Source organism: Rhizobacter sp. (genome assembly GCA_019635355.1).
Lineage (GTDB): Bacteria > Pseudomonadota > Gammaproteobacteria > Burkholderiales > Burkholderiaceae_C > Rhizobacter.
On sequence record JAHBZQ010000001.1, the window covers coordinates 2,051,349 to 2,070,937 of the forward strand.

Annotated in this window: 14 protein-coding genes; 11 read left to right on the forward strand and 3 right to left on the reverse strand. The window is 69.0% G+C overall.

The window, feature by feature from the left end; translation table 11 throughout:
• Positions 1 to 39: 39 nt before the first annotated feature.
• From KF892_09150 to KF892_09190, 9 genes are all read left to right on the forward strand, one after another.
• A complete protein-coding gene (locus KF892_09150; GenBank protein MBX3625165.1) occupies positions 40 to 2,181 on the forward strand; it encodes a chemotaxis protein CheW in 2,142 nt (713 codons plus the stop codon).
• Positions 2,182 to 2,293: 112 nt separating this feature from the next.
• Positions 2,294 to 3,820: a HAMP domain-containing protein gene (locus tag KF892_09155; protein MBX3625166.1), complete on the forward strand. Its 1,527-nt coding sequence runs from the start codon at positions 2,294 to 2,296 to the stop codon at positions 3,818 to 3,820.
• Positions 3,821 to 3,904: 84 nt separating this feature from the next.
• Positions 3,905 to 5,479, forward strand: a complete 1,575-nt coding sequence (locus KF892_09160) for an MCP four helix bundle domain-containing protein (GenBank protein MBX3625167.1) — start codon at positions 3,905 to 3,907, stop codon at positions 5,477 to 5,479.
• 40 nt (positions 5,480 to 5,519) lie between these two features.
• Positions 5,520 to 7,313, forward strand: a complete 1,794-nt coding sequence (locus KF892_09165) for an MCP four helix bundle domain-containing protein (GenBank protein ID MBX3625168.1) — start codon at positions 5,520 to 5,522, stop codon at positions 7,311 to 7,313.
• Between the two features lie 209 nt (positions 7,314 to 7,522).
• Positions 7,523 to 7,981 carry a cache domain-containing protein gene (locus KF892_09170; GenBank protein MBX3625169.1) on the forward strand — a complete coding sequence of 153 codons (459 nt, stop codon included), beginning with the start codon at positions 7,523 to 7,525 and terminating at the stop codon, positions 7,979 to 7,981.
• A 30-nt stretch (positions 7,982 to 8,011) separates the two neighbouring features.
• Complete coding sequence (locus KF892_09175) at positions 8,012 to 9,838, forward strand: HAMP domain-containing protein (GenBank protein MBX3625170.1); 1,827 nt, start codon at positions 8,012 to 8,014, stop codon at positions 9,836 to 9,838.
• Between the two features lie 120 nt (positions 9,839 to 9,958).
• Positions 9,959 to 10,477: a chemotaxis protein CheW gene (locus KF892_09180; GenBank protein ID MBX3625171.1), complete on the forward strand. Its 519-nt coding sequence runs from the start codon at positions 9,959 to 9,961 to the stop codon at positions 10,475 to 10,477.
• A 95-nt stretch (positions 10,478 to 10,572) separates the two neighbouring features.
• Positions 10,573 to 12,123: a HAMP domain-containing protein gene (locus KF892_09185; GenBank protein MBX3625172.1), complete on the forward strand. Its 1,551-nt coding sequence runs from the start codon at positions 10,573 to 10,575 to the stop codon at positions 12,121 to 12,123.
• A gap of 39 nt (positions 12,124 to 12,162) precedes the next feature.
• A complete protein-coding gene (locus KF892_09190; protein MBX3625173.1) occupies positions 12,163 to 13,707 on the forward strand; it encodes a HAMP domain-containing protein in 1,545 nt (514 codons plus the stop codon).
• On the opposite strand, the gene KF892_09195 is transcribed toward KF892_09190, so the two are convergent.
• Both KF892_09195 and KF892_09200 read right to left on the reverse strand, forming a co-directional pair.
• Positions 13,697 to 14,698: a TerC family protein gene (locus KF892_09195; protein ID MBX3625174.1), complete on the reverse strand. Its 1,002-nt coding sequence runs from the start codon at positions 14,696 to 14,698 to the stop codon at positions 13,697 to 13,699. The genes KF892_09190 and KF892_09195 overlap by 11 nt on opposite strands.
• Positions 14,695 to 15,000 carry a hypothetical protein gene (locus KF892_09200; GenBank protein MBX3625175.1) on the reverse strand — a complete coding sequence of 102 codons (306 nt, stop codon included), beginning with the start codon at positions 14,998 to 15,000 and terminating at the stop codon, positions 14,695 to 14,697. Before KF892_09200 ends, KF892_09195 begins: the two co-directional genes overlap by 4 nt.
• Positions 15,001 to 15,112: 112 nt before the next feature.
• Between KF892_09200 and nhaR the strand changes: the two genes are divergently transcribed.
• On the forward strand, positions 15,113 to 16,036 hold the full coding sequence (gene nhaR / locus KF892_09205) for a transcriptional activator NhaR (protein MBX3625176.1): 924 nt from the start codon (positions 15,113 to 15,115) through the stop codon (positions 16,034 to 16,036).
• 10 nt (positions 16,037 to 16,046) lie between these two features.
• On the opposite strand, the gene KF892_09210 is transcribed toward nhaR, so the two are convergent.
• Entirely contained in the window at positions 16,047 to 18,590 is a 2,544-nt protein-coding gene (locus tag KF892_09210) for an ABC transporter permease (protein ID MBX3625177.1), read from the reverse strand.
• Between the two features lie 137 nt (positions 18,591 to 18,727).
• Between KF892_09210 and KF892_09215 the strand changes: the two genes are divergently transcribed.
• Entirely contained in the window at positions 18,728 to 19,570 is an 843-nt protein-coding gene (locus KF892_09215; GenBank protein MBX3625178.1) for a dioxygenase, read from the forward strand.
• The last annotated feature ends 19 nt before the right edge of the window (positions 19,571 to 19,589 follow it).

A 19,589-nucleotide genomic window follows, 5' to 3' on the forward strand; every position in this document is an offset into this window, starting at 1 on the left:
TCGCATCCGCACCGCACAACACGACACCAGGAGCACGACATGGGTGAGATGTCTCAAGAAGGCGCGAACCTGAGCGCCGGCATCGACCTGAGCCAGTTTTATCAAGTCTTCTTCGAAGAAGCGGGCGAGAACCTCGACCGCATGGAGAAGCTGCTGCTCGACTTCGACGTCGAAGCCGCCGACGACGAGGAGATGAATGCCATCTTCCGCTGCGCGCACTCGATCAAGGGTGGCGCGGCCACCTTCGGCTTCAAGGATGTGGCCGAGCTGACGCACCAGATGGAGACGCTGCTCGACAAGCTGCGCCGCCACGAACTCGAGCCCACCGCGGCGATGGTCGACGTGCTGCTGCAGTCGGGCGACGCGCTGCGCGCCCAGCTCGCACGCCACCAGAACAACGGCGAAGGCGAGGAACTCGACACCACCGAGCTGCTGTTCAACATCCGCGCGATGTCGTCCGGCGAAACGCCGATGGTCGCCGCCCCCGTGGCCGCGCCGGCGCCCGCCGCCGTGGCCGCGCCCGCCCCGGCGGCCGCAGAAGCCGCACCGGCTGCCGCGAAAGACGGCGCCCGCCTGCTGGAGCTTCGCGTGGGCCCGATGGACAAGCCCGAGCAGGCCAACAACATCCTCGACCTGTTCAAGGAAATCACCGACCTCGGCACCATCGAGCCGCTCGACAACGGCATGGCCGCCGACGGCGTGCGCCGCTTCAAGGTCTGCACCACCAGCAGCGACTCCGACCTGCTGGACCTCTTCACCTTCCACGTGGCGCGCGAGCAGGTGCAGATCCTGCCGCTCGGCCCGGGCTATGGTTTCCACAATGGCGCTCCCGGCGCGCCTGAAGAAGAGAAGGCCGACGTCGGCTACGGCTTCTTCGACGACGCCCCCGGTGCCCCGAATGCCGCCGCACCCGCTGCCGCGACCCCCACCAGCACGAGCGACGCCGCACCGGCTCCGAAGGCTGCCCCGTCGTCGTCCAAGGCCGTCGTCAAGTCCGACAGGCCCGCTGCCGCCGTCGAAGCCTCGACGCTGCGCGTGTCGGTCGAGAAGGTCGACCAGCTCATCAACCTCGTCGGCGAACTCGTCATCACCCAGGCCATGCTGGCCCAGAACACGCAGGGCCTCGACCCCGCCGTCTACCAGCAGCTGGCCGCCGGCCTCGCCGACCTCGATCGCAACACCCGCGACCTGCAAGAGTCGGTGATGTCGATCCGCATGATTCCGATGTCGGTGGTGTTCAGCCGCTTCCCGCGCATGCTGCGCGACCTGGCGGCCAAGCTTGGCAAGAAGGTCGACTTCGTGACGCTCGGCGAAGCCACCGAACTCGACAAGGGCCTGGTGGAAAAGATCACCGACCCGCTGACCCACCTCGTGCGCAACTCCTGCGACCACGGCATCGAGTCGCCCGCCGACCGCCTGGCCAAGGGCAAGCCCGAGACCGGCACCATCACGCTCAGCGCCTCGCACCAGGGCGGAAGCATCGTGATCGAGGTGCGCGACGACGGCCGCGGCCTGTCGCGCGAGAAGCTGCTCAAGAAGGCCCGCGAGCGTGGCATCCACGCCCCGGATTCGATGACCGACCAGGAAGTCTGGGGCCTCATCTTCGCCCCGGGTTTCAGCACCGCCGAAGTCGTGACCGACGTGTCGGGCCGCGGTGTGGGCATGGACGTGGTCAAGAAGAACATCACCGCGCTGGGCGGCTCGGTCGAGATCGACTCGGCCGAAGGCTACGGCATGCGCGTCTCGGTGCGCCTGCCCCTCACGCTGGCCATCATGGACGGCATGTCGGTGGGTGTGGGCGAAGAGGTCTACATCCTCCCGCTCAGCTCGGTCGTCGAATCGTTCCAGGTGCAGCCCGACATGGTCAAGACCATCGGCGGCAGTGGCCGTGTGGTGAGCGTGCGCGACGAGTACATGCCGGTGCTGGAACTCGAGCACGTGTTCAGCGTGCCGCGTTTCGACTTCGAGCACGTGAGCGGGATCATGGTGGTGGTGGAAGCCGAAGGCGGCCGCATCGCCCTGCTGGTGGACGAATTGCTCGGCCAGCAGCAGGTGGTGGTGAAGAACCTCGAAGCCAACTACCGCAAGGTCAACGACGTCTCGGGCGCCACCATCATGGGCGACGGCCGCGTGGCCCTCATCCTCGACACCGGCAGCCTGGTGCGCCGCAGCCGCCACTGACCCCGACGGCCGGGCTGCCACACGCGCCCGGCCACCTCTTTGTGCCCGCCATCGAGAAGGACCTTCGATGAACCTCAACCACCTCATCCGAAGCTTCACGATCCGCACCCGCATGCTGGGCGCCGTGTTCGTGGTGGCCGCCTCGCTCTTGGTCGTGGGTGCGGTCGGCTTTGCCGGCCAGACCTACAGCAACTCGGTCAGCATGTCGTTCTTCAGCGTGGAGTTCGCGTCGCTGCAGCGCATCGGCGCGCTGCGCACCACGATGAACGAGCTGCGCCTGCATGAGAAAGACATGCTGATCCAGTACGAGTCGCCCGAGAAATTCGGCAAGGCACGCGACGCCTGGATGAAGACCTTCGAGGAAGTCGAAGCGCTGGGCGAGACGCTGGCCGAAGGCCTTGCCGACCCCGCGCAGGCCGAACACGCGAAGAAGGCCATGGCCCAGCTCACCGCCTTCAAGACCCGCTTCATGCCCATCGTGAAGCAGCTCGAGGCCCAGTCCTTCGACACCGGCCGCGCCGCCCTCGTGGTGGTGAGCCGCGCCCAGGCCGACTACACCGCGGCGCAGGCCACGGTCGATTCGCTCGCGCAGGAGATCAACGCGTCGGCCGCCGCCGGCCAGCAGCGGCTGCAGGCCTCGGGCCGCACCGTCACCTTCGTGCTGCTCGGCGCCATTGGCGTGCTGCTCGTGATCATCCTGCCGCTCACGCTGGCCAACATGCACTCGATCTGCAAGCCGCTCGACCAGGCCGAGGCGCTCGCCAAGGCCATCGCCCACGGCGACCTCGCCGAGCGCCACGTCGACACCCGCGGGAAGGACGAAGCCGCCCGCCTGCTGCAGGCCCTGGCCGGCATGCAGCAATCGCTGCGCGACACCATCCGCCAGGTGCGCACCTCCACCGACAGCATCGGCACCGCCTCGGCCGAGATCGCCTCGGGCAACAGCGACCTCTCCTCGCGCACCGAGCAGGCCGCGAGCAACCTGCAGCAGACCGCCAGCTCCATGGAGCAGCTCACCGGCACGGTGAAGCAAAGCGCCGACTCGGCCCGCCAGGCCAACCAGCTCGCCTCGTCAGCGGCCGAAGTGGCGCAGCGTGGCGGCAGCGTGGTCTCGCAGGTCGTCTCGACCATGAACGAGATCAACGCGAGCTCGAAGAAGATCGCCGACATCATCGGCGTGATCGACGGCATCGCCTTCCAGACCAACATCCTCGCGCTGAATGCCGCGGTGGAAGCCGCCCGCGCCGGCGAGCAAGGCCGTGGCTTCGCGGTGGTGGCGAGCGAAGTGCGCTCGCTGGCCCAGCGCAGCGCCGAAGCGGCACGCGAGATCAAGGGCCTGATCGGCAGCTCCGTCGACAAGGTGGAAGCCGGCTCGCGCCTGGTCGCCGACGCCGGCGCCACCATGACCGAGATCGTGGGCTCGGTGCAGCGCGTGACCGACATCATCGGCGAGATCACCGCCGCCGCCAGCGAGCAGAGCGACGGCATCGGCCAGGTCAACAGCGCCGTGAGCCAGCTCGACCAGATGACCCAGCAAAACGCAGCGCTCGTCGAACAGAGCGCCGCCGCCGCCGACAGCCTGCAGCAGCAGGCTGGCAACCTCAGCAAGGTGGTGGGCACCTTCCGCCTGGAAGCGTAGCCCTTGCGGCGCCGCGCGGGCTGTCATGCCGCCGGCTCCGCCGACCCCAGCCAAGAAGATCAACGTCACCACAGGGAACCCACAATGAATCTCAGCAAGTTGACGATCTCCTCTCGCCTGATGGCTGCCTTCGGGGCGCTCGTGGCCATCGTGCTGCTCGTCTCGGGCCTCGCGCTGCACGCCCTGAGCAAGGCCAACGACAACTTCGGCCGCTACGTGGGCGACACCGGCGCCCGCATCTCGGTGGCCGCCTCGGTGCGCCGCGCCATGTTCGAGCGCACCATCGCCTCGCGCAACCTCGTGCTCTCGTCCACCCCCGCCATCCACGCGGCCGAGAAGAAGGCCGTGCTCGAAGCGCATGCCAACGTGGGCAAGCGCATCCAGAAGCTCAAGGGCATGGTGGCCGACCCCAACGTGGCCGAAGACGAGCGCAAGCAGGTCGCGCAGATCGAAGCCATCGAGGCGCGCTACGCCAAGGTGTCCGAGCAGATCGTGCAACTCGCGCTCGACAGCAAGCGCGACGACGCCATCGCGATGATGAACAACGACTGCCGCCCGCTGCTGGCCGAGCTGTCGAAGACCATCGGCGCCTACAGCGACTACCTGCGCAAGCTCGGCGAAGGCGAAGTCACGGAGATGCAAGCCAACTACGCCTTCAACCGCAACTCGCTGCTGGTGGCCTGCGGCATCGCCGTGGCACTGGCCATCGGCATGGCGCTGCTCATCACCCGCAACCTGCGCCGCGCGCTCGGCGCCGAGCCGGCCGAACTCGGTGACGTGGCCCGCCGCGTGGCGGTGGGCGACCTCGCCTCTTCCCGCGCCGCACAGGCCGCCCCGGCCGGCAGCGTGATGGCCTCGCTGCACGAGATGCAGGCCAACCTCGCGAAGGTGGTGAGCCAGGTGCGCAGCGCCTCCGACTCCATCGCCACCGGCTCGGCCCAGATCGCCACCGGCAACGCCGACCTCTCGCAGCGCACCGAGCAGCAGGCCTCCAACCTGCAGCAGACGGCTGCCTCGATGGAAGAGATGAACGCCACCGTGCGCAACAACGCCGACACTGCCAGCCAGGCCAACCAGCTCGCCACCTCGGCCAGCTCGGCTGCCGTCAAGGGCGGCGAGGTCGTGGGCCAGGTGGTCTCGACCATGCAGGAGATCACCGACAGCTCGCGCAAGATCGCCGACATCATCGGCGTGATCGACGGCATCGCCTTCCAGACCAACATCCTCGCGCTCAATGCCGCGGTGGAAGCCGCCCGCGCCGGCGAACAGGGCCGCGGCTTCGCGGTCGTGGCCGGCGAGGTGCGCTCGCTGGCCCAGCGCAGCGCCGAAGCCGCTCGCGAGATCAAGGCGCTGATCGGCGCGAGCGTCGACCGCGTCGAAGCCGGCTCGCGCCTCGTGGGCGAAGCGGGCGCGACGATGAACGACATCGTCTCGCAGGTGAAGCGTGTCTCCGACCTGATCGGCGAGATCAGCTCGGCCACCACCGAGCAGACGAGCGGCATCGGCCAGGTGAGCAACGCCGTCACCCACCTCGATCAGATGACGCAGCAGAACGCCGCGCTCGTGGAGCAAAGCGCCGCCGCTGCCGAAAGCCTGAAGCGCCAGGCGGGCAGCCTGAGCCAGGTGGTGGCCACCTTCAAGCTCGACACGGCGGCCTGAGCCCCCACTTCTTTTGACTTCGCACCGGACCCAAGCCCTCATGAACCTCAAGAACCTCAGCATCCGTACCAAGCTGATGGGCGGCTTCGGCCTCGTCCTCGCGATCGCCCTCGTGCAAAGCCTGCTGTCGATGGAGCAGCTGCGACAGGTCAACACGGCATCTGCCGACCTGGCAAGCAACTGGCTGCCCAGCGTGCGCACGGCAGACGCCATCAAGGACGATCTTGCCCAGCTCCGGGTGCAGCGCATGCAGCTCACCATGCTCGAGGACGCGAGCAAGGTGCCCGCCGTCGAGGCCAAGATCGCCGAGATCCAGAAGACGCTGAGTGCGCACCTGGCCGACTACAGCAAGCTCGTGAGCTCTCCGGACGAGAAGGCGATCTTCGAGGCGGCCGAAGCCGAGCTGAAGGTCTACCTCGGGATGAACGCGACCTTGCTCGAGCGGATGCGCGAACTGAGGGTCGTCGAAGCCAAGGTGATCCTGAACGGCGAGGGCGCGAAGAGCTTTGCGGCGGCCAACGCCTCGCTCACGCAACTGGTCGAGCTGAATGCTCGGGGCAGCGACGCCTCCGCCAAGGAGGCAGAAGCCGCCTACGCGCGGGCACGCGTGCTCATGGTCGCGGGCCTGTGCGCCATGGTCGTGCTGGGGCTGGGCATTGGGTGGCTCGTCTCGCGCAGCCTTGTGCAGGCCGCCACGGCAGCGGTCAAGCAGGCCGATCTCATCGCCAGTGGCGACCTCACCCACAGCGTGACGGTGGACCGCCACGACGAAATGGGCCGCTTGCTGGCCTCGCTGGACAGGATGCAGGAGAACCTGCGCAAGACGGTGTCGGGCGTGCGCCAGAGCGCCGAAGGTGTGGCCACGGCCAGCGCCGAGATCTCGGCCGGCAACCACGACCTCTCCAGCCGCACCGAGCAGCAAGCGAGTGCGCTGGAAGAGACCGCCGCCTCGATGGAAGAACTCGGCAGCACCGTGCGCCAGAACGCCGACAACGCCCGCCAGGCCAACCAGCTCGCGATGAGCGCCTCGACCGTGGCCGTCTCGGGCGGAGAAGTCGTCGACCGCGTGGTCGAGACGATGAAGGGCATCAACGATTCGTCGCGCCGCATCGCCGACATCATCGGCGTGATCGACGGCATCGCCTTCCAGACCAACATCCTCGCGCTCAACGCCGCGGTGGAAGCCGCCCGCGCCGGCGAGCAGGGCCGTGGCTTCGCGGTGGTGGCGAGCGAAGTGCGCTCGCTGGCCCAGCGCTCGGCCGAAGCGGCCAAGGAAATCAAGAGCCTCATCTCCACCAGCGTGGAGCGTGTGGAGCAAGGCACCGCGCTCGTCGACCAGGCCGGCACCACGATGCAGGAAGTGGTCTCGTCGATCAAGCGCGTGACCGACATCATGGGCGAGATCAGCGCCGCCAGCACCGAGCAGTCGGCCGGCGTGGCGCAGGTCGGTGAGGCCATCACACAGATGGACCAGGCCACGCAGCAGAACGCCGCGCTGGTGGAAGAAAGCGCCGCCGCCGCCGAGAGCCTGAAGGGCCAGGCCCGCAAGCTGGTGGACGCGGTCGCCGTCTTCAAGCTGAATGCGAACGACGGGGCGCGCGCCGTGGCGACGGTGCCGGCGCCGGTGGCCCCCAAGCCGGTCGTGGCCGCCAAACCCGCCGAGCCCAAGCCCGTGGCCAAGCCGCTGGAAGCGAAGGCCGAGCCGAAGCCCGTCATCGCACCCAAGCCCGTGGCCGCAGCGCCGGCCCCCACGGTCGCCCCGGCCCCGCTCGCCCCCGCGCCGGTGCCCGCCACCGCCAAGGCCGCCGCCGACGACGACTGGGAAACCTTCTGACGCGCCCTTCGCGCTTCACGCCCACGGCCCGTGACGACCTCACGGGCCGTTGTCTTTGAGGGGCCCGGGAAAAAGAGCCCCCGAGGGCCGGCTTTTGCACGAATTGAACGCACCCCCCGCCCCACAGAATGCCTACAAGCAGCCGTGGGTCTGCCGATATTCCCGGTGAATCTCGGCATTCCCGCCGTCAAGCGTCACCAGGAGCTTCCATGCGCGCACACCTCACCGCCGTCCTCGTCGTGTCCTCCCTCGCCTTCGCCCCCTTCGCCTTTGCCAAGGAAGGTAACGCCACCGCGGCCGAAGCCACGGCCATGGTCAAGAAGGGTGTGGCCTTCATCAAGGCCAACGGCAAGGACAAGGGCTATGCCGAGATCAGCAACAAGGCCGGCCAGTTCAACGACCGCGACCTCTACCTCGTGGTCTACGGCCTCGACGGCACGGTGCACGCGCACGGTGCCAACGAAAAGATGATCGGCAAGAACCTGATCGACCTGAAAGACGTGGACGGCAAGGCCTTCGTCAAGGAACGTGTGGAGCTGGCGCAAGCCAAGGGCACCTTCTGGCAGGACTACAAGTTCACCAACCCGGTCACCAAGAAGATCGAGCCCAAGAGCATGTACTGCGAGAAGCTCAACGACGCCGTGGTCTGCGGCGGCATCTACAAATAAAACCGGCGCAAGCCTGCTGCGGGACTGCACATGAATCTCGGTAAGAAGCTGCTGGCCGCGCCGCTGTTGACGGTGGCCGTGGTGCTGTCGGTGGGTGCGGTGAGCACCGTGCTGCAAAGCCGCTCGGCGGCCCACAGCCAAGCGTCGTTCAAGAGCGACATGGAGAACTTCCGCACCGTGACGAGTGTGCAGGACCAGCTCGCCCAGTCGCACGCCAGCGTCTACAAGACGGTGGCGCTGATGAGTTCGCTCGACGATGCGAAGGTGAAGGCCTTCCGCACGGGGCTTGGCAACCAGCTCGGCGGCATGAAGCGCACGCTCGCCGCCGTGGCCGAAGGCGACACCGACGGCAGCCTCAAGGACGACGTGGCCGCCCTGTCGCAGCAGATCGACAAGTACGGCAAGGTGGCCGACTCGGCCATCGACCTCGCCACCGTCGACCCCAACACCGGCATCGCCGCGATGCAGAACGCCGATGCCAGCTTCGCCGCCATGACGGCCGCGATGGGCGCGCTGGTGGCGAAGATGGAATCGTCGAGCAGCGCCGAGATGGACGCGGCCGCCGCCGCCGCCACGCGCAACAGCGTGCTGCTGGGCCTGCTGGCCAGCCTCGCCTGCCTGGGCGCCGTGGGCGCCGCCTGGTGGATGCAGCACCGCGTGGTGCGCGACCTGCGCCGCGCCGTGGGCGTGGCCACCGCCGTGGCCGAGGGCAACCTGTGCACCAACGTCAGCACCGACCGCCGCGACGAGGTGGGCGACCTGATGCGCTCGCTCGGCGCGATGACGCACCAGCTCAGCAGCTCGCTGCAGACGGTGATGGCCTCGTCGGCCCAGATCCAGAACGCCAGCACCGAGATCGCCTCGGGCAACCAGGACCTCTCCGTCCGCACCGAGCAGACGGCGAGCAACCTCCAGAAGGCCGCAAGCTCCATGGAGCAGCTCACCGGCACGGTGAAGCAGAGCGCCGACTCGGCTCGCCAAGCCAACCAGCTCGCCGCCTCGGCCGCGGCGGTGGCGCAGCGTGGCGGAAGCGTCGTCTCGCAGGTCGTCTCGACCATGGACGAGATCAACACCAGTTCGAAGAAGATCGCCGACATCATCGGCGTGATCGACGGCATCGCCTTCCAGACCAACATCCTCGCGTTGAACGCCGCGGTGGAAGCCGCCCGTGCCGGCGAACAAGGCCGCGGCTTCGCGGTGGTGGCAAGCGAGGTGCGCTCGCTGGCCGGCCGCTCGGCGCAGGCCGCCAAGGAGATCAAGACCCTGATCGGCGCGAGCGTCGAGAAGGTGGAGACCGGCTCCCGCCTGGTCGCCGATGCCGGCGCCACCATGGGCGAGATCGTGGGCTCGGTGCAGCGCGTGAGCGACATCATCGGCGAGATCACCGCCGCCGCCAGCGAGCAGAGCCAGGGCATCGGCCAGGTCAACGAGGCGGTGCTGCAGCTCGACCAGATGACGCAGCAGAACGCCGCGCTGGTGGAAGAGTCGGCCGCCGCCGCCGAAGCGCTGAAGGATCAGGCGATCCGCCTGGCGCAGGTGGTCGGCTCCTTCAAGCTCGAAGGCGCGTCGGCCCCGGCGCCCGCCGCCCCGGCGCCGGTGCCCAAGCCCGTGCCGGCTGCGAAGCCCACGCCCACGCCGGCACCGGCCGCCGTCGCCAAGCCGGCGCCCGTCGCGGCTGCCCCGGCGGCCCCAACACCCGTTGCTCCCGTCATCGCCTCGGTGCCGCTGCCCAAGCCGCCCTCCAAGCCCCAGCCCGCGCCGGTGGTGGCCACCGCCCCCGCCAAGGCTCCGGCCGCGCCGGCCCCGGCCCCCGCGACCGCCAGCGCCGCCCCCGACGACGACTGGGAAACCTTCTGACCCGCGAACCGCCTGAAAAGGCGGGCGCATTGCACACACATCGAACCTTCAGTTTCAGCCCGGCAAGCCGATAGTCAGCAGAGCAGCCTCCACCCGGCTTCCATTTCAAGAGGACACCCCATGGACATGATTCACGAAGCAGCCCACGTCGCCCGTCACGAAGCGGCACGCGCCGCACTGGCGGCCCAGTCGGGCAGCGAGTACCTGACCTTCCGCCTCGGCGCCGAGGAATACGGCATCGACATCCTGAAGGTGCAGGAGATCCGCTCCTATGAAGTGCCCACCCGCATCGCAAACGCACCGCAGTTCGTGAAGGGCGTGGTCAACCTGCGTGGCGTGATCGTGCCGATCGTCGACCTGCGCCTGAAGCTCGGTTGCGACACCGCCGAGTACAACAGCTTCACCGTGGTGATCGTGCTGAACGTCAAGGGCCGCGTGGTCGGCGCCGTCGTCGACTCGGTCTCCGACGTGCTCGAACTCTCGGCCGAGTCGATCAAGCCGGCACCCGAGATGGCCTCGGCCGTCGACACCAGCTTCATCACCGGCATCAGCAGCGTCAACGACCGCATGCTGATCATGATGGACATCGAATCGCTGATGGCCAGCCCCGACATGGGCCTGATGGACGAATCGCACTGAGGCGCTGACGGCTTCTCTGCGCCTCGGGCGGTGAGCATCTCACCGCCCGAGCTGTTTCTGACGAACGTTTTTTCGCACTCGCGTCTACAAGAACCATGACACTCAACAACGTTTCCGTTTCCCGCAAGCTCTGGGGCGCCATCCTGCTGCTGCTCGCCGCCATGTTCTCCATCGCCCTGCTGGCCGCCTACGCCGCCGCGAGCGTGCAGGCCGACTCGGCCCGCCAGGTCGCCCTGACGCACGACCTGATCGAACGCTCGGCCATCTGGAAAGGGATGACCGACACCGCCGTCACCCGCGGCATGGCCAACGCCATCAGCAGCGATCCGGCCGTGGGCGAGCTCTTCAAGGAAAACCTCGCCAACGACGCGAAGAAGATCACCGCGCTGCGCGCCGAGATCGGCAAGCTCGCCACCACCGAGGCCGACAAGGCCACCATGAAGACCGTGGCCGAGAAGGGCGCGCTGCTCGTGGCCGCCAGCAAGAAGGCCACCGAGCTCGTGACCGCCGGCGACCGCGCCGCCGTGACCGCCCATGTGAAGGGCGAATACGCACAGACCGCCGCCGGCTACCTGGGCGCCATCGACGCATTCGTCGAACTGCAGCGCGAGAAGGGCACGCAGGCCGTGGCCGATGCCGCGCAAGCCCGCCAGCGCATCCTCGTCGCCGGCTTCGGCGGCGCCGGCCTGGTGATCGCCCTCGGCATGCTCGTGGCGGCCACGCTCGTGCGCAGCATCCGCCACCCGCTGAACGAATCCATCCGCGTGGCCGGTGCCATCGCCGAAGGCGACCTCACGCAGAACATCTCGACGAACCGCCGCGACGAGTTCGGCTCGCTGATGCGCGCCCTGCAGCACATGAACGAATCGCTGGGCCGCGTGGTGGGCAACGTGCGCGCGTCGACCGACAGCATCAGCACCGCCTCGGCCGAGATCGCCACAGGCAACACCGACTTGTCGAGCCGCACCGAGCAGACCGCGAGCAACCTGCAGCAGGCCGCGAGCTCGATGGAGCAACTCACCGGCACCGTGCGCCAGAGCGCCGACTCGGCCCGCCAGGCCAACCAGCTCGCCTCGTCGGCCGCCGAAGTGGCGCAGCGCGGCGGCAGCGTGGTCTCGCAGGTCGTCTCGACCATGGACGAGATCAACGCCAGCTCGAAGAAGATCGCCGACATCATCGGCGTGATCGACGGCATCGCCTTCCAGACCAACATCCTCGCGCTGAACGCCGCGGTGGAAGCCGCCCGTGCCGGCGAGCAGGGCCGCGGCTTCGCCGTGGTGGCGGGTGAAGTGCGCTCGCTGGCCCAGCGCAGTGCCGAGGCCGCCCGCGAGATCAAGGGCCTGATCGGCAGCTCGGTCGACAAGGTGGAAGCCGGCTCACGCCTGGTCGCCGATGCCGGCGCCACGATGAACGAGATCGTGGGCTCGGTGCAGCGCGTGACCGACATCATCGGCGAGATCACCGCCGCTTCCAGCGAGCAATCCGACGGCATCGGCCAGATCAACGTGGCCGTGACCCAGCTCGACCAGATGACACAGCAGAACGCCGCGCTGGTGGAAGAGTCGGCCGCCGCGGCCGAATCGCTGCGCGAGCAGGCCCACAAGCTGGCCGAGGTGGTGTCCATCTTCCGGGTGGCGCGCGCCTGACGGCGCGCACACAGATCGCACAGACCCACAAGAGCAAATATGACCGGCCTGAACAATCTGAAGATGCGCACCCGCCTCGGGCTGGGGTTCGGCGCCGTGCTCGCCCTGCTGCTGGTGATGACCGGCGTGGCCTACGTGCAGATGGAGCGCACCGCGCAGGCGTTGGACGACCTCGCGGCCAGCAGCCAGCGGGCCAGCCTCGTCACCGAGTGGCGCAGCAAGACGCAGCTCAACCTCGCACGCACCATCGCCATCGCCAAGGCGAGCGGCCAGCCCGACGTCGAGGCCTACTTCGAGCCGCTGATGAAGGTGACCACGCAAGAGATCACCGCCCTCAAGGAGAAGCTCGACAAGCGCCTCACCGGCGATCTGTCGCGGCAGCTGGTGCAAGAGATCGCCACGCGGCGCGACACCTACGTCGAGCTGCGCAAGCAGATGCAGGCGCACGTGAAGGCGGCCGATCCGTTCGCCGTGGAAGCCCTGCTCAAGGAAAAGCTGCTGCCGGCCGCCGACGCCTACCTGGCGGCGATGGACGCGCTGCAGAAGGCCGAGCGCGACGGTGCCGACGCCGAAGAAGCCGCCCTGCGCGGCAAGCTGGCCCTGGCCAAGGGCGTGCTGATTGCGCTCGCGCTGGCCAGCCTCGCGGTGGGCGCCGGCATGGCCTTCGTGATCACCCGCTCGGTGGTGCTGCCGGTGCACGAGGCGGTGCGCGCCGCGACCGCCATCGCCGCCAACGACCTCTCGCACACCGTGAACTCGCCGCGCCGCGACGAGATGGGTGACCTGCTGCGCGCACTCAACACCATGCAGGTCTCGCTGAGCGGCGTGATCGGCCAGGTGCGCCACGCCACCGACAGCATCACCACCGCCTCGGCCGAGATCGCCTCGGGCAACAGCGACCTCTCCTCACGCACCGAGCAGGCCGCGAGCAACCTACAGCAAACGGCCAGTTCCATGGAAGAGCTCACCGCCACGGTGAAGCACAGCGCTGACTCGGCGCGCCAGGCCAATCAACTGGCGGCGTCGGCCGCCGAAGTGGCGCAGCGCGGCGGCAGCGTCGTCTCGCAGGTCGTGTCGACCATGGACGAGATCAATGCCAGCTCGAAGAAGATCGCCGACATCATCGGCGTGATCGACGGCATCGCCTTCCAGACCAACATCCTCGCGTTGAACGCCGCGGTGGAAGCGGCGCGTGCCGGTGAACAAGGCCGTGGCTTCGCGGTCGTGGCCGGCGAGGTGCGCTCGCTCGCGCAGCGCAGTGCCGAAGCGGCGCGCGAGATCAAGGGCCTGATCGGCAGCTCGGTCGACAAGGTCGAGGCGGGATCGCGCCTGGTGGCCGATGCCGGCGCCACGATGACCGAGATCGTGAACTCGGTGCAGCGCGTGACCGACATCATCGGCGAGATCAGCACCGCGTCTTCGGAGCAGAGCGACGGCATCGGTCAGGTCAACGTGGCGGTGACGCAGCTCGACCAGATGACGCAGCAGAACGCCGCGCTGGTGGAAGAGTCGGCCGCCGCCGCCGAGTCGCTGCGCGAGCAGGCGCATCGGCTGGCGGGCGTGGTGTCGGTGTTCAAGGTCTGAGCACCGACCCCGTCGCGGCCGGCCCGCCGGCCCGCTCGCGCGTCTTCCACAGCGAGACCGCCACGCCACCGGCGATGAGGGTCGCCGTCACCCCGAGGCTCACCGCCGCGGGGATCTTGCCGATGATGTTGACCAGGAAGATCTTGCTGCCGATGAACATCAGCACCAGGGCCAGCGCGTACTTGAGGTAGGCGAAGCGGTGGATCATGGCCGCCAGCGCGAAGTACAGCGCCCGCAGGCCGAGGATCGCGAAGATGTTGCTGGTGTAGACCACGAAGGTGTCATCGGTGATCGCGAGGATCGCCGGCACCGAGTCGACCGCGAAGATCAGGTCGGCGAACTCCACCATGCACAGCGCCAGGAAGAGCGGCGTGGCCCACGTCACCGCCTTCCCGGTGGCCGGGTCGGGCTCGCGCACGAAGAAGGCGTTGCCCCGCACCTGCGGCGTCACGCGCATCAGCTTGCGCAGCCACTTGAGCAGCAGGTTCTTCTCGAGGTCGGGCTCGTGGTCCGCCATCCAGAGCATCTTGATGCCGGTGAGCACGAGGAAGGCACCGAAGACGTACAGCACCCACGCGAACTCGCTGATGAGCGCCGCACCCAGGCCGATCATCAGCGCGCGCAACACGATCACACCCAGGATGCCCCAGAAGAGCACCCGGTGCTGGTACTGCCGCGGGATCGCGAAGAAGGTGAAGATCATCGCGATGACGAACACGTTGTCCATCGAGAGCGACTTCTCGATGATGTAGCCGGTGAAGTATTCGACCCCGCGCTCGGCGCCGAGCTGCCACCACAGCCACACGCCAAAGAGCCCAGCCACGCCGATGTAGCCGGCCGAGAGCCAGAGACTTTCGCGCACGCCGATCTCGTGGTCGTCTTTGTGCAGCACGCCGAGATCGAGCGCGAGCAGCGTCACCACGATCGCAAGAAAGGCCAGCCACAGCCACGCCGCCTGGCCCAGGAAGTCCGCGTGGAGGAACTCGGTCACGTCGACACCCTCCCCCGCACGGGCAGCTGTTGCCGAAGCCACCGCGCGGCGGCCCTCCACGCGCGCTGCACGGCCCGCCGCAAGGCGGCGCCCAGGCGGCGCTGGCGCTCTTCCACGTATTCGACATGGCCGTCGGCCATGTGCACCTCGATCACGCAGTGGCGCTTCTCGGCCTGGGCCGACACCGCCACGAGCACGGCCGCCACCCGGTGAGCGAACTCCCGGAAGACGTTGCGCACCTCGGCGGCCACCGCATGCGCCTGGCCCGGGGGCAGCGCTTCACCGCGAACGACGATCTTCATGGCATGTCCTTTCAAAGAAAAGTCCATTCGACGGCGCTCACTTTAGGCAGCGGCGATCATCCTGAATAATCGAAATTTCTCGCCAACCATTCGAGAAAACCGGAGGATTCAGATGAACTACAAACACCTTCGCTACTTCTGGACCGTCGTGCGCGCGGGCGGCGTGCTGCGCGCGAGCGAAGAGCTGCACCTGTCGCCGCAAACGCTGAGCGGGCAGATCAACCTGCTGGAAGAGCGCCTCGGCCGGCCCCTGCTGCGCAAGGCGGGCCGCAATGTGGAGCCCACCGAGGCTGGCCGCATGGTGATGCAGTACGCCGACGAGATCTTCACGCTCGGCCAGGAGATGGAAGACGCCTTGCGCGGCGGCCGCGAGGCGCCCCGCGCGCCGGTGCTGAAGGTCGGCTTCGTCGACTCCGTGCCCAAGGCCATCGCCTACCACGTGCTCGAGCCGGCCCTGCGCATCGAGCCGGCGCCGCGGCTGCAGTGCCCCGAGGGCAAGCTTCCGGCCTTGATGGCGGATCTCGCGCTGCGCCGCGTCGACCTCGTGGTGTCGGACGTGATGCTGCCGGGCAACCTGGGCATCAAGGCGTTCACCCACCTGCTCGGCCGCAGCGCGGTGGCCTTCTTCGCGTCCGAGAAGCTGCTGCAGCGACACGGCATGACGCTCAGGCAGCTGCGCGCCCGGTTCCCGCAGTCGCTGGAGAAACTGCCGCTGCTGATGCCCGCGGCCGACTCCGCGCTCAGGCCGCGGCTCGACGCGTGGCTGCGCCGGCATGCCATCGCCTCGCCGATCGCGGGCGAGTTCGATGACACCGCGCTGATGAAGGCCTTCGGGCGCGAGGCGCTCGGCGTCTTCCCGGCACCCGCCGTGCTCGCCGAGGAGATCACCCGCCAGTTCGAGGTGGCGCGGCTCGGCGTTCCCGACGACCTGATGGAAGAGTTCTACGCGATCTCGATTGAGCGGCGCATCTCGCACCCGGGCGTCGCGGCCATCACCAAGGCCGCGCGCAGCGAACTCTTCGCCGAGGCCGCTTGAAGCGCGCGGATCAGTCCGCCGCAGCGCGCCTCAAGGTCTCGACCACCGGCCGGCGCAGCACCTCGCGCAGGCCCCACCACCCTGCCCCGAGGGCCAGCAAGGCCCCGGCGGCCCCACCCGCGAGCGGCACCCACGGCGACGCACTCCAGGTGAACTGGAAGGCGTACTTCGCCAATGCCCAGCCCACGGCCATGGCCGCGATGGACGCCAGCACGCCCGCGAGCGCGCCCACGCCGAGCAGCTCGGCCCGCTGCACCTGCGCGAGCAGCTTGCCGCTCGCCCCGAGCGCCCGCATCACCGCAAACTCGCGCGCCCGCGCCTCGCGCGTTGCGGTGACCGCGGCAAACAGCACCACCAGCCCCGCCGCGAGCGTGAAGGTGAAGAGGAACTCGACCGCGCGCACCACCTGGTCGAGCACAGCCTGGATCTGCCCGATCGAGGCCGACACGTCGACGTTGGTGATGTTGGGGAAGTCGCGGCTCAGCGCGTTGTCGAAGCCGGCCGTGGCGGGCGCGCGGAAGGCGGCGATGTAGGTCGCCGGCACGTCGTCCATGCGGTCGGTCGGGAACATCACGAAGAAGTTGGCCCGCATCGACCCCCAGTCGACCTTGCGCAGGCTGGTGATGCGGCCCTCGACCATCTGGCCCGCCACGTCGAAGCGCAGCGTGTCGCCGAGCTTCAGGCGCAGCGTCTCGGCCAGGCCCTGCTCGACGCTCAGCCCGCCCTTCTCTTCGCTGACCCAGCGGCCGGCCGTCACGGTGTTGTGCGTGGGCGCGCTCGCGCTGTGGCTCAGGTTGAACTCGCGGTCGAGCAAGCGCTTGGCGCGCTCGTCGTCGTAGTCGTCGAGCTTGGCCGGGGTGCCGTTGATCGCCACCAGCCGGCCACGGATCATCGGGTACCAGTCGAACTTCGCGACGCCACCCGCGCGCAGCTTGGCCTGGAAGTCGTCACCCTGCTCGGGCTGGATGTTGATGACGAAACGGTTGGGTGCATCGGGCGGCGTGGCCTGGCGCCAGCTGGAGATGAGGTCGGTGCGCAGGAGCACCAGCAGCACGAGCGCGAGCAGGCCCACACTGAGCGCCGACACCTGCAGCACCGCGAATGCCGGCCGCGCCGCGATCTGCCGCGTGGCCAGCACCAGCCAGCGCGGCGCACGCGACTCGGGCACCGCACGGCGCAGCACCTGCACCGCGAGCCACGACAGCAGCGCGAACACCGCCACGGCCCCCGCAAAGCCGCCCACGGCGATCAAGCCCAGCTGCAGGTCGGACGACACCGCCAGCAACAAGGCCACGAAGCCCGCCGCGCCCGCGCCGAGCACGGCGAGCGAGGCGGGTTTCAGCGCACCCACGTCGCGGCGGATCACGCGCAGCGGCGGCACCTGCGAGAGCTGCAGCACCGGCGGCAGCCCGAAGCCCATCAGCAAGGTGAACCCCACGCCCACGCCGAAGATGGCAGGCCAGGCGGTGGGCAGCGGCAGCGTGGCCGAGACCAGGCCCGACAGCAGCCACACGAAGACATAGTGCACCGCGAACCCGATGGCCACACCGGCCACGCTCGCGGCCAGGCCCACGAGCGCGAACTCGATCAGGTATTGCAGCGCGATGGTGCGCTGCGCCTGGCCGAGCACACGCAGCATGGCGCAGTCGTCGAGGTGGCGCTCGGCGAAATCGCGCGCGGCAATGCCCACGGCCACGGCCGCCAGCAGCGCCGCGAGCAGCGCCACGAGGTTGAGGAATTTCTCGGCGCGGTCGAGTGTCTGGCGCATCTCGGGGCGGCCCGTCTCCAGCGACTCGACGCGCACGCCGCGCACCGTGCGGCCTTTCACCTGCTCGTCGGCCCAGCGCACGTATTCGCGCACCGGCGCATCGTTGGTGCCGGTGGCCGCCACGGCCATGCGGTAGGTGACGCGGCTGGCCGGCTGCACGAGCGCAGTGGCCAGCAGGTCGGCCTCGTGCAGCATCACCCGCGGCGCAAAGCTCATGAAGCCGGCGCCGCGGTCGGGCTCGACCACGATGACGGCCGCGATCTTGAGCGTGGCGTCGCCCAGCAGCAGGTCGTCGCCGATCTGCAGCAGCAGGCTGTCGAGCAGCGGCGCGTCGACCCACACCGTGCCGCGCGCCGGGCCGTGCGTCACGGCTTCTTCGGCGCCACCCGTCGTCTGCACCACCCGCAGCGCGCCGCGCAGCGGGTAGGCGTCGCTCACGCTCTTGACCGACACCAGGCGCGAGTTGCCGCCCTTCTCGTCGGGCGCGCGGCCCATGCTCGGGAAGGCCGCGGTGGCCGCCACCTTGAGGCCGAGGGCCCGCGCCTTCTGGGTGAAGACGGGCGGCAGCGGCTGGTCGCTCGCGATGATGGCGTCGCCGCCCAGCAGCTGGCGGGCGTCGCGGGCGAGGCCGTGGTTCAGGCGGTCGGCGAAGAAGCCCACCGCCGTCAAGGCCGCCACGGCGAGCGTCACCGCCACCAGCAGCAGACGCAACTCACCGGCGCGGAAGTCGCGCGCCAGCTGGCGCGAGGCGAGTTGCCACAGGGAAGCACGGGACTGCACGGACATGCGGATCTCCAACGAAGTGCGGGCACCTTACCCGATGCAGCAGCTCGATGCGGGCCGATGGGTGCTGGACTCCGGTCGAACACTGCATGCAAATTGGCCGAACGGTGACACCGGGAGCGGGTGCTTCAATGACCCGCATGGACACCCGCACGTTCCCCGCCCTCTTCCTCTCGCACGGCTCACCCATGCTGGCGCTGGAGCCCGGCCCGACGGGCCCGTTCCTGCAGTCGCTGGGCAACGCCATCGTGTCGACCTTCGGCCGGCCGAAGGCCATCCTCGCGGTTTCGGCGCACAGCCTCGCGCGTGAGCCGGTGCTGCTCGCCGGCGCGCAGCATCGCGCCGTGCACGACTTCGGCGGCTTCCCTGACGCGCTCTACCAGCTGCGCTACGACGCGGCCGGCGCCCCCGCGCTCGCCACCGAGGTGCAGCAGCGGCTCGCCCACGCCGGCTGGCCGGTGCACCGCGTCGACGAAGGCGGCCTCGACCACGGCATCTGGACCATGCTGCGCTTCATGCGGCCCGAGGCCGACATCCCGGTGCTGCCGCTCGCGTGGGTGCCGTCGATGCCACCGGCCCGGCAGTTCGCCCTCGGCGAAGCGCTGGCCGAGCTGCGCCAGCAGGGCGTGCTGGTGATGGGCAGCGGCAGCATCACGCACAACCTGCGCCTCATCTTCGGCGCGCAACGCCCGGCCCTCGATGCGCCGGAAGTGGCCGACAGCGCGGCCTTCCGCCGCTGGATGCACGAGCGCAGCGCCGCACGTGACTGGGACGCCCTTTTCGCCTACCGCGAGCACGCACCCAGCGCGAAGGAGATGCACCCGACCGACGAGCACCTGCTGCCCTGGTACGTGGCCGCCGGCGCGGGCGGTCGCGACACGGTGCCGCAACGCCTTCACGAAGCCGTGACCTACGGCTGCCTGGGCATGGACGCCTACGCCTTCGGGCCAGAGGCTGCATCCCTGGTGTCGATGCTGCGCTGACCCTTTCAGCGTTCCGCAC

Coding starts and splice junctions, on each gene's coding strand:
- KF892_09180 (MBX3625171.1), top strand. CDS start 9,959: ATGGACATGATTCACGAAGCAGCCCACGTCGCCCGTCACGAAGCGGCA.
- KF892_09155 (MBX3625166.1), top strand. CDS start 2,294: ATGCTGGGCGCCGTGTTCGTGGTGGCCGCCTCGCTCTTGGTCGTGGGT.
- KF892_09150 (MBX3625165.1), top strand. CDS start 40: ATGGGTGAGATGTCTCAAGAAGGCGCGAACCTGAGCGCCGGCATCGAC.
- KF892_09210 (MBX3625177.1), bottom strand. CDS start 18,590: ATGTCCGTGCAGTCCCGTGCTTCCCTGTGGCAACTCGCCTCGCGCCAG.
- nhaR (MBX3625176.1), top strand. CDS start 15,113: ATGAACTACAAACACCTTCGCTACTTCTGGACCGTCGTGCGCGCGGGC.
- KF892_09190 (MBX3625173.1), top strand. CDS start 12,163: ATGACCGGCCTGAACAATCTGAAGATGCGCACCCGCCTCGGGCTGGGG.
- KF892_09170 (MBX3625169.1), top strand. CDS start 7,523: ATGCGCGCACACCTCACCGCCGTCCTCGTCGTGTCCTCCCTCGCCTTC.
- KF892_09200 (MBX3625175.1), bottom strand. CDS start 15,000: ATGAAGATCGTCGTTCGCGGTGAAGCGCTGCCCCCGGGCCAGGCGCAT.
- KF892_09215 (MBX3625178.1), top strand. CDS start 18,728: ATGGACACCCGCACGTTCCCCGCCCTCTTCCTCTCGCACGGCTCACCC.
- KF892_09160 (MBX3625167.1), top strand. CDS start 3,905: ATGAATCTCAGCAAGTTGACGATCTCCTCTCGCCTGATGGCTGCCTTC.
- KF892_09165 (MBX3625168.1), top strand. CDS start 5,520: ATGAACCTCAAGAACCTCAGCATCCGTACCAAGCTGATGGGCGGCTTC.
- KF892_09185 (MBX3625172.1), top strand. CDS start 10,573: ATGACACTCAACAACGTTTCCGTTTCCCGCAAGCTCTGGGGCGCCATC.
- KF892_09175 (MBX3625170.1), top strand. CDS start 8,012: ATGAATCTCGGTAAGAAGCTGCTGGCCGCGCCGCTGTTGACGGTGGCC.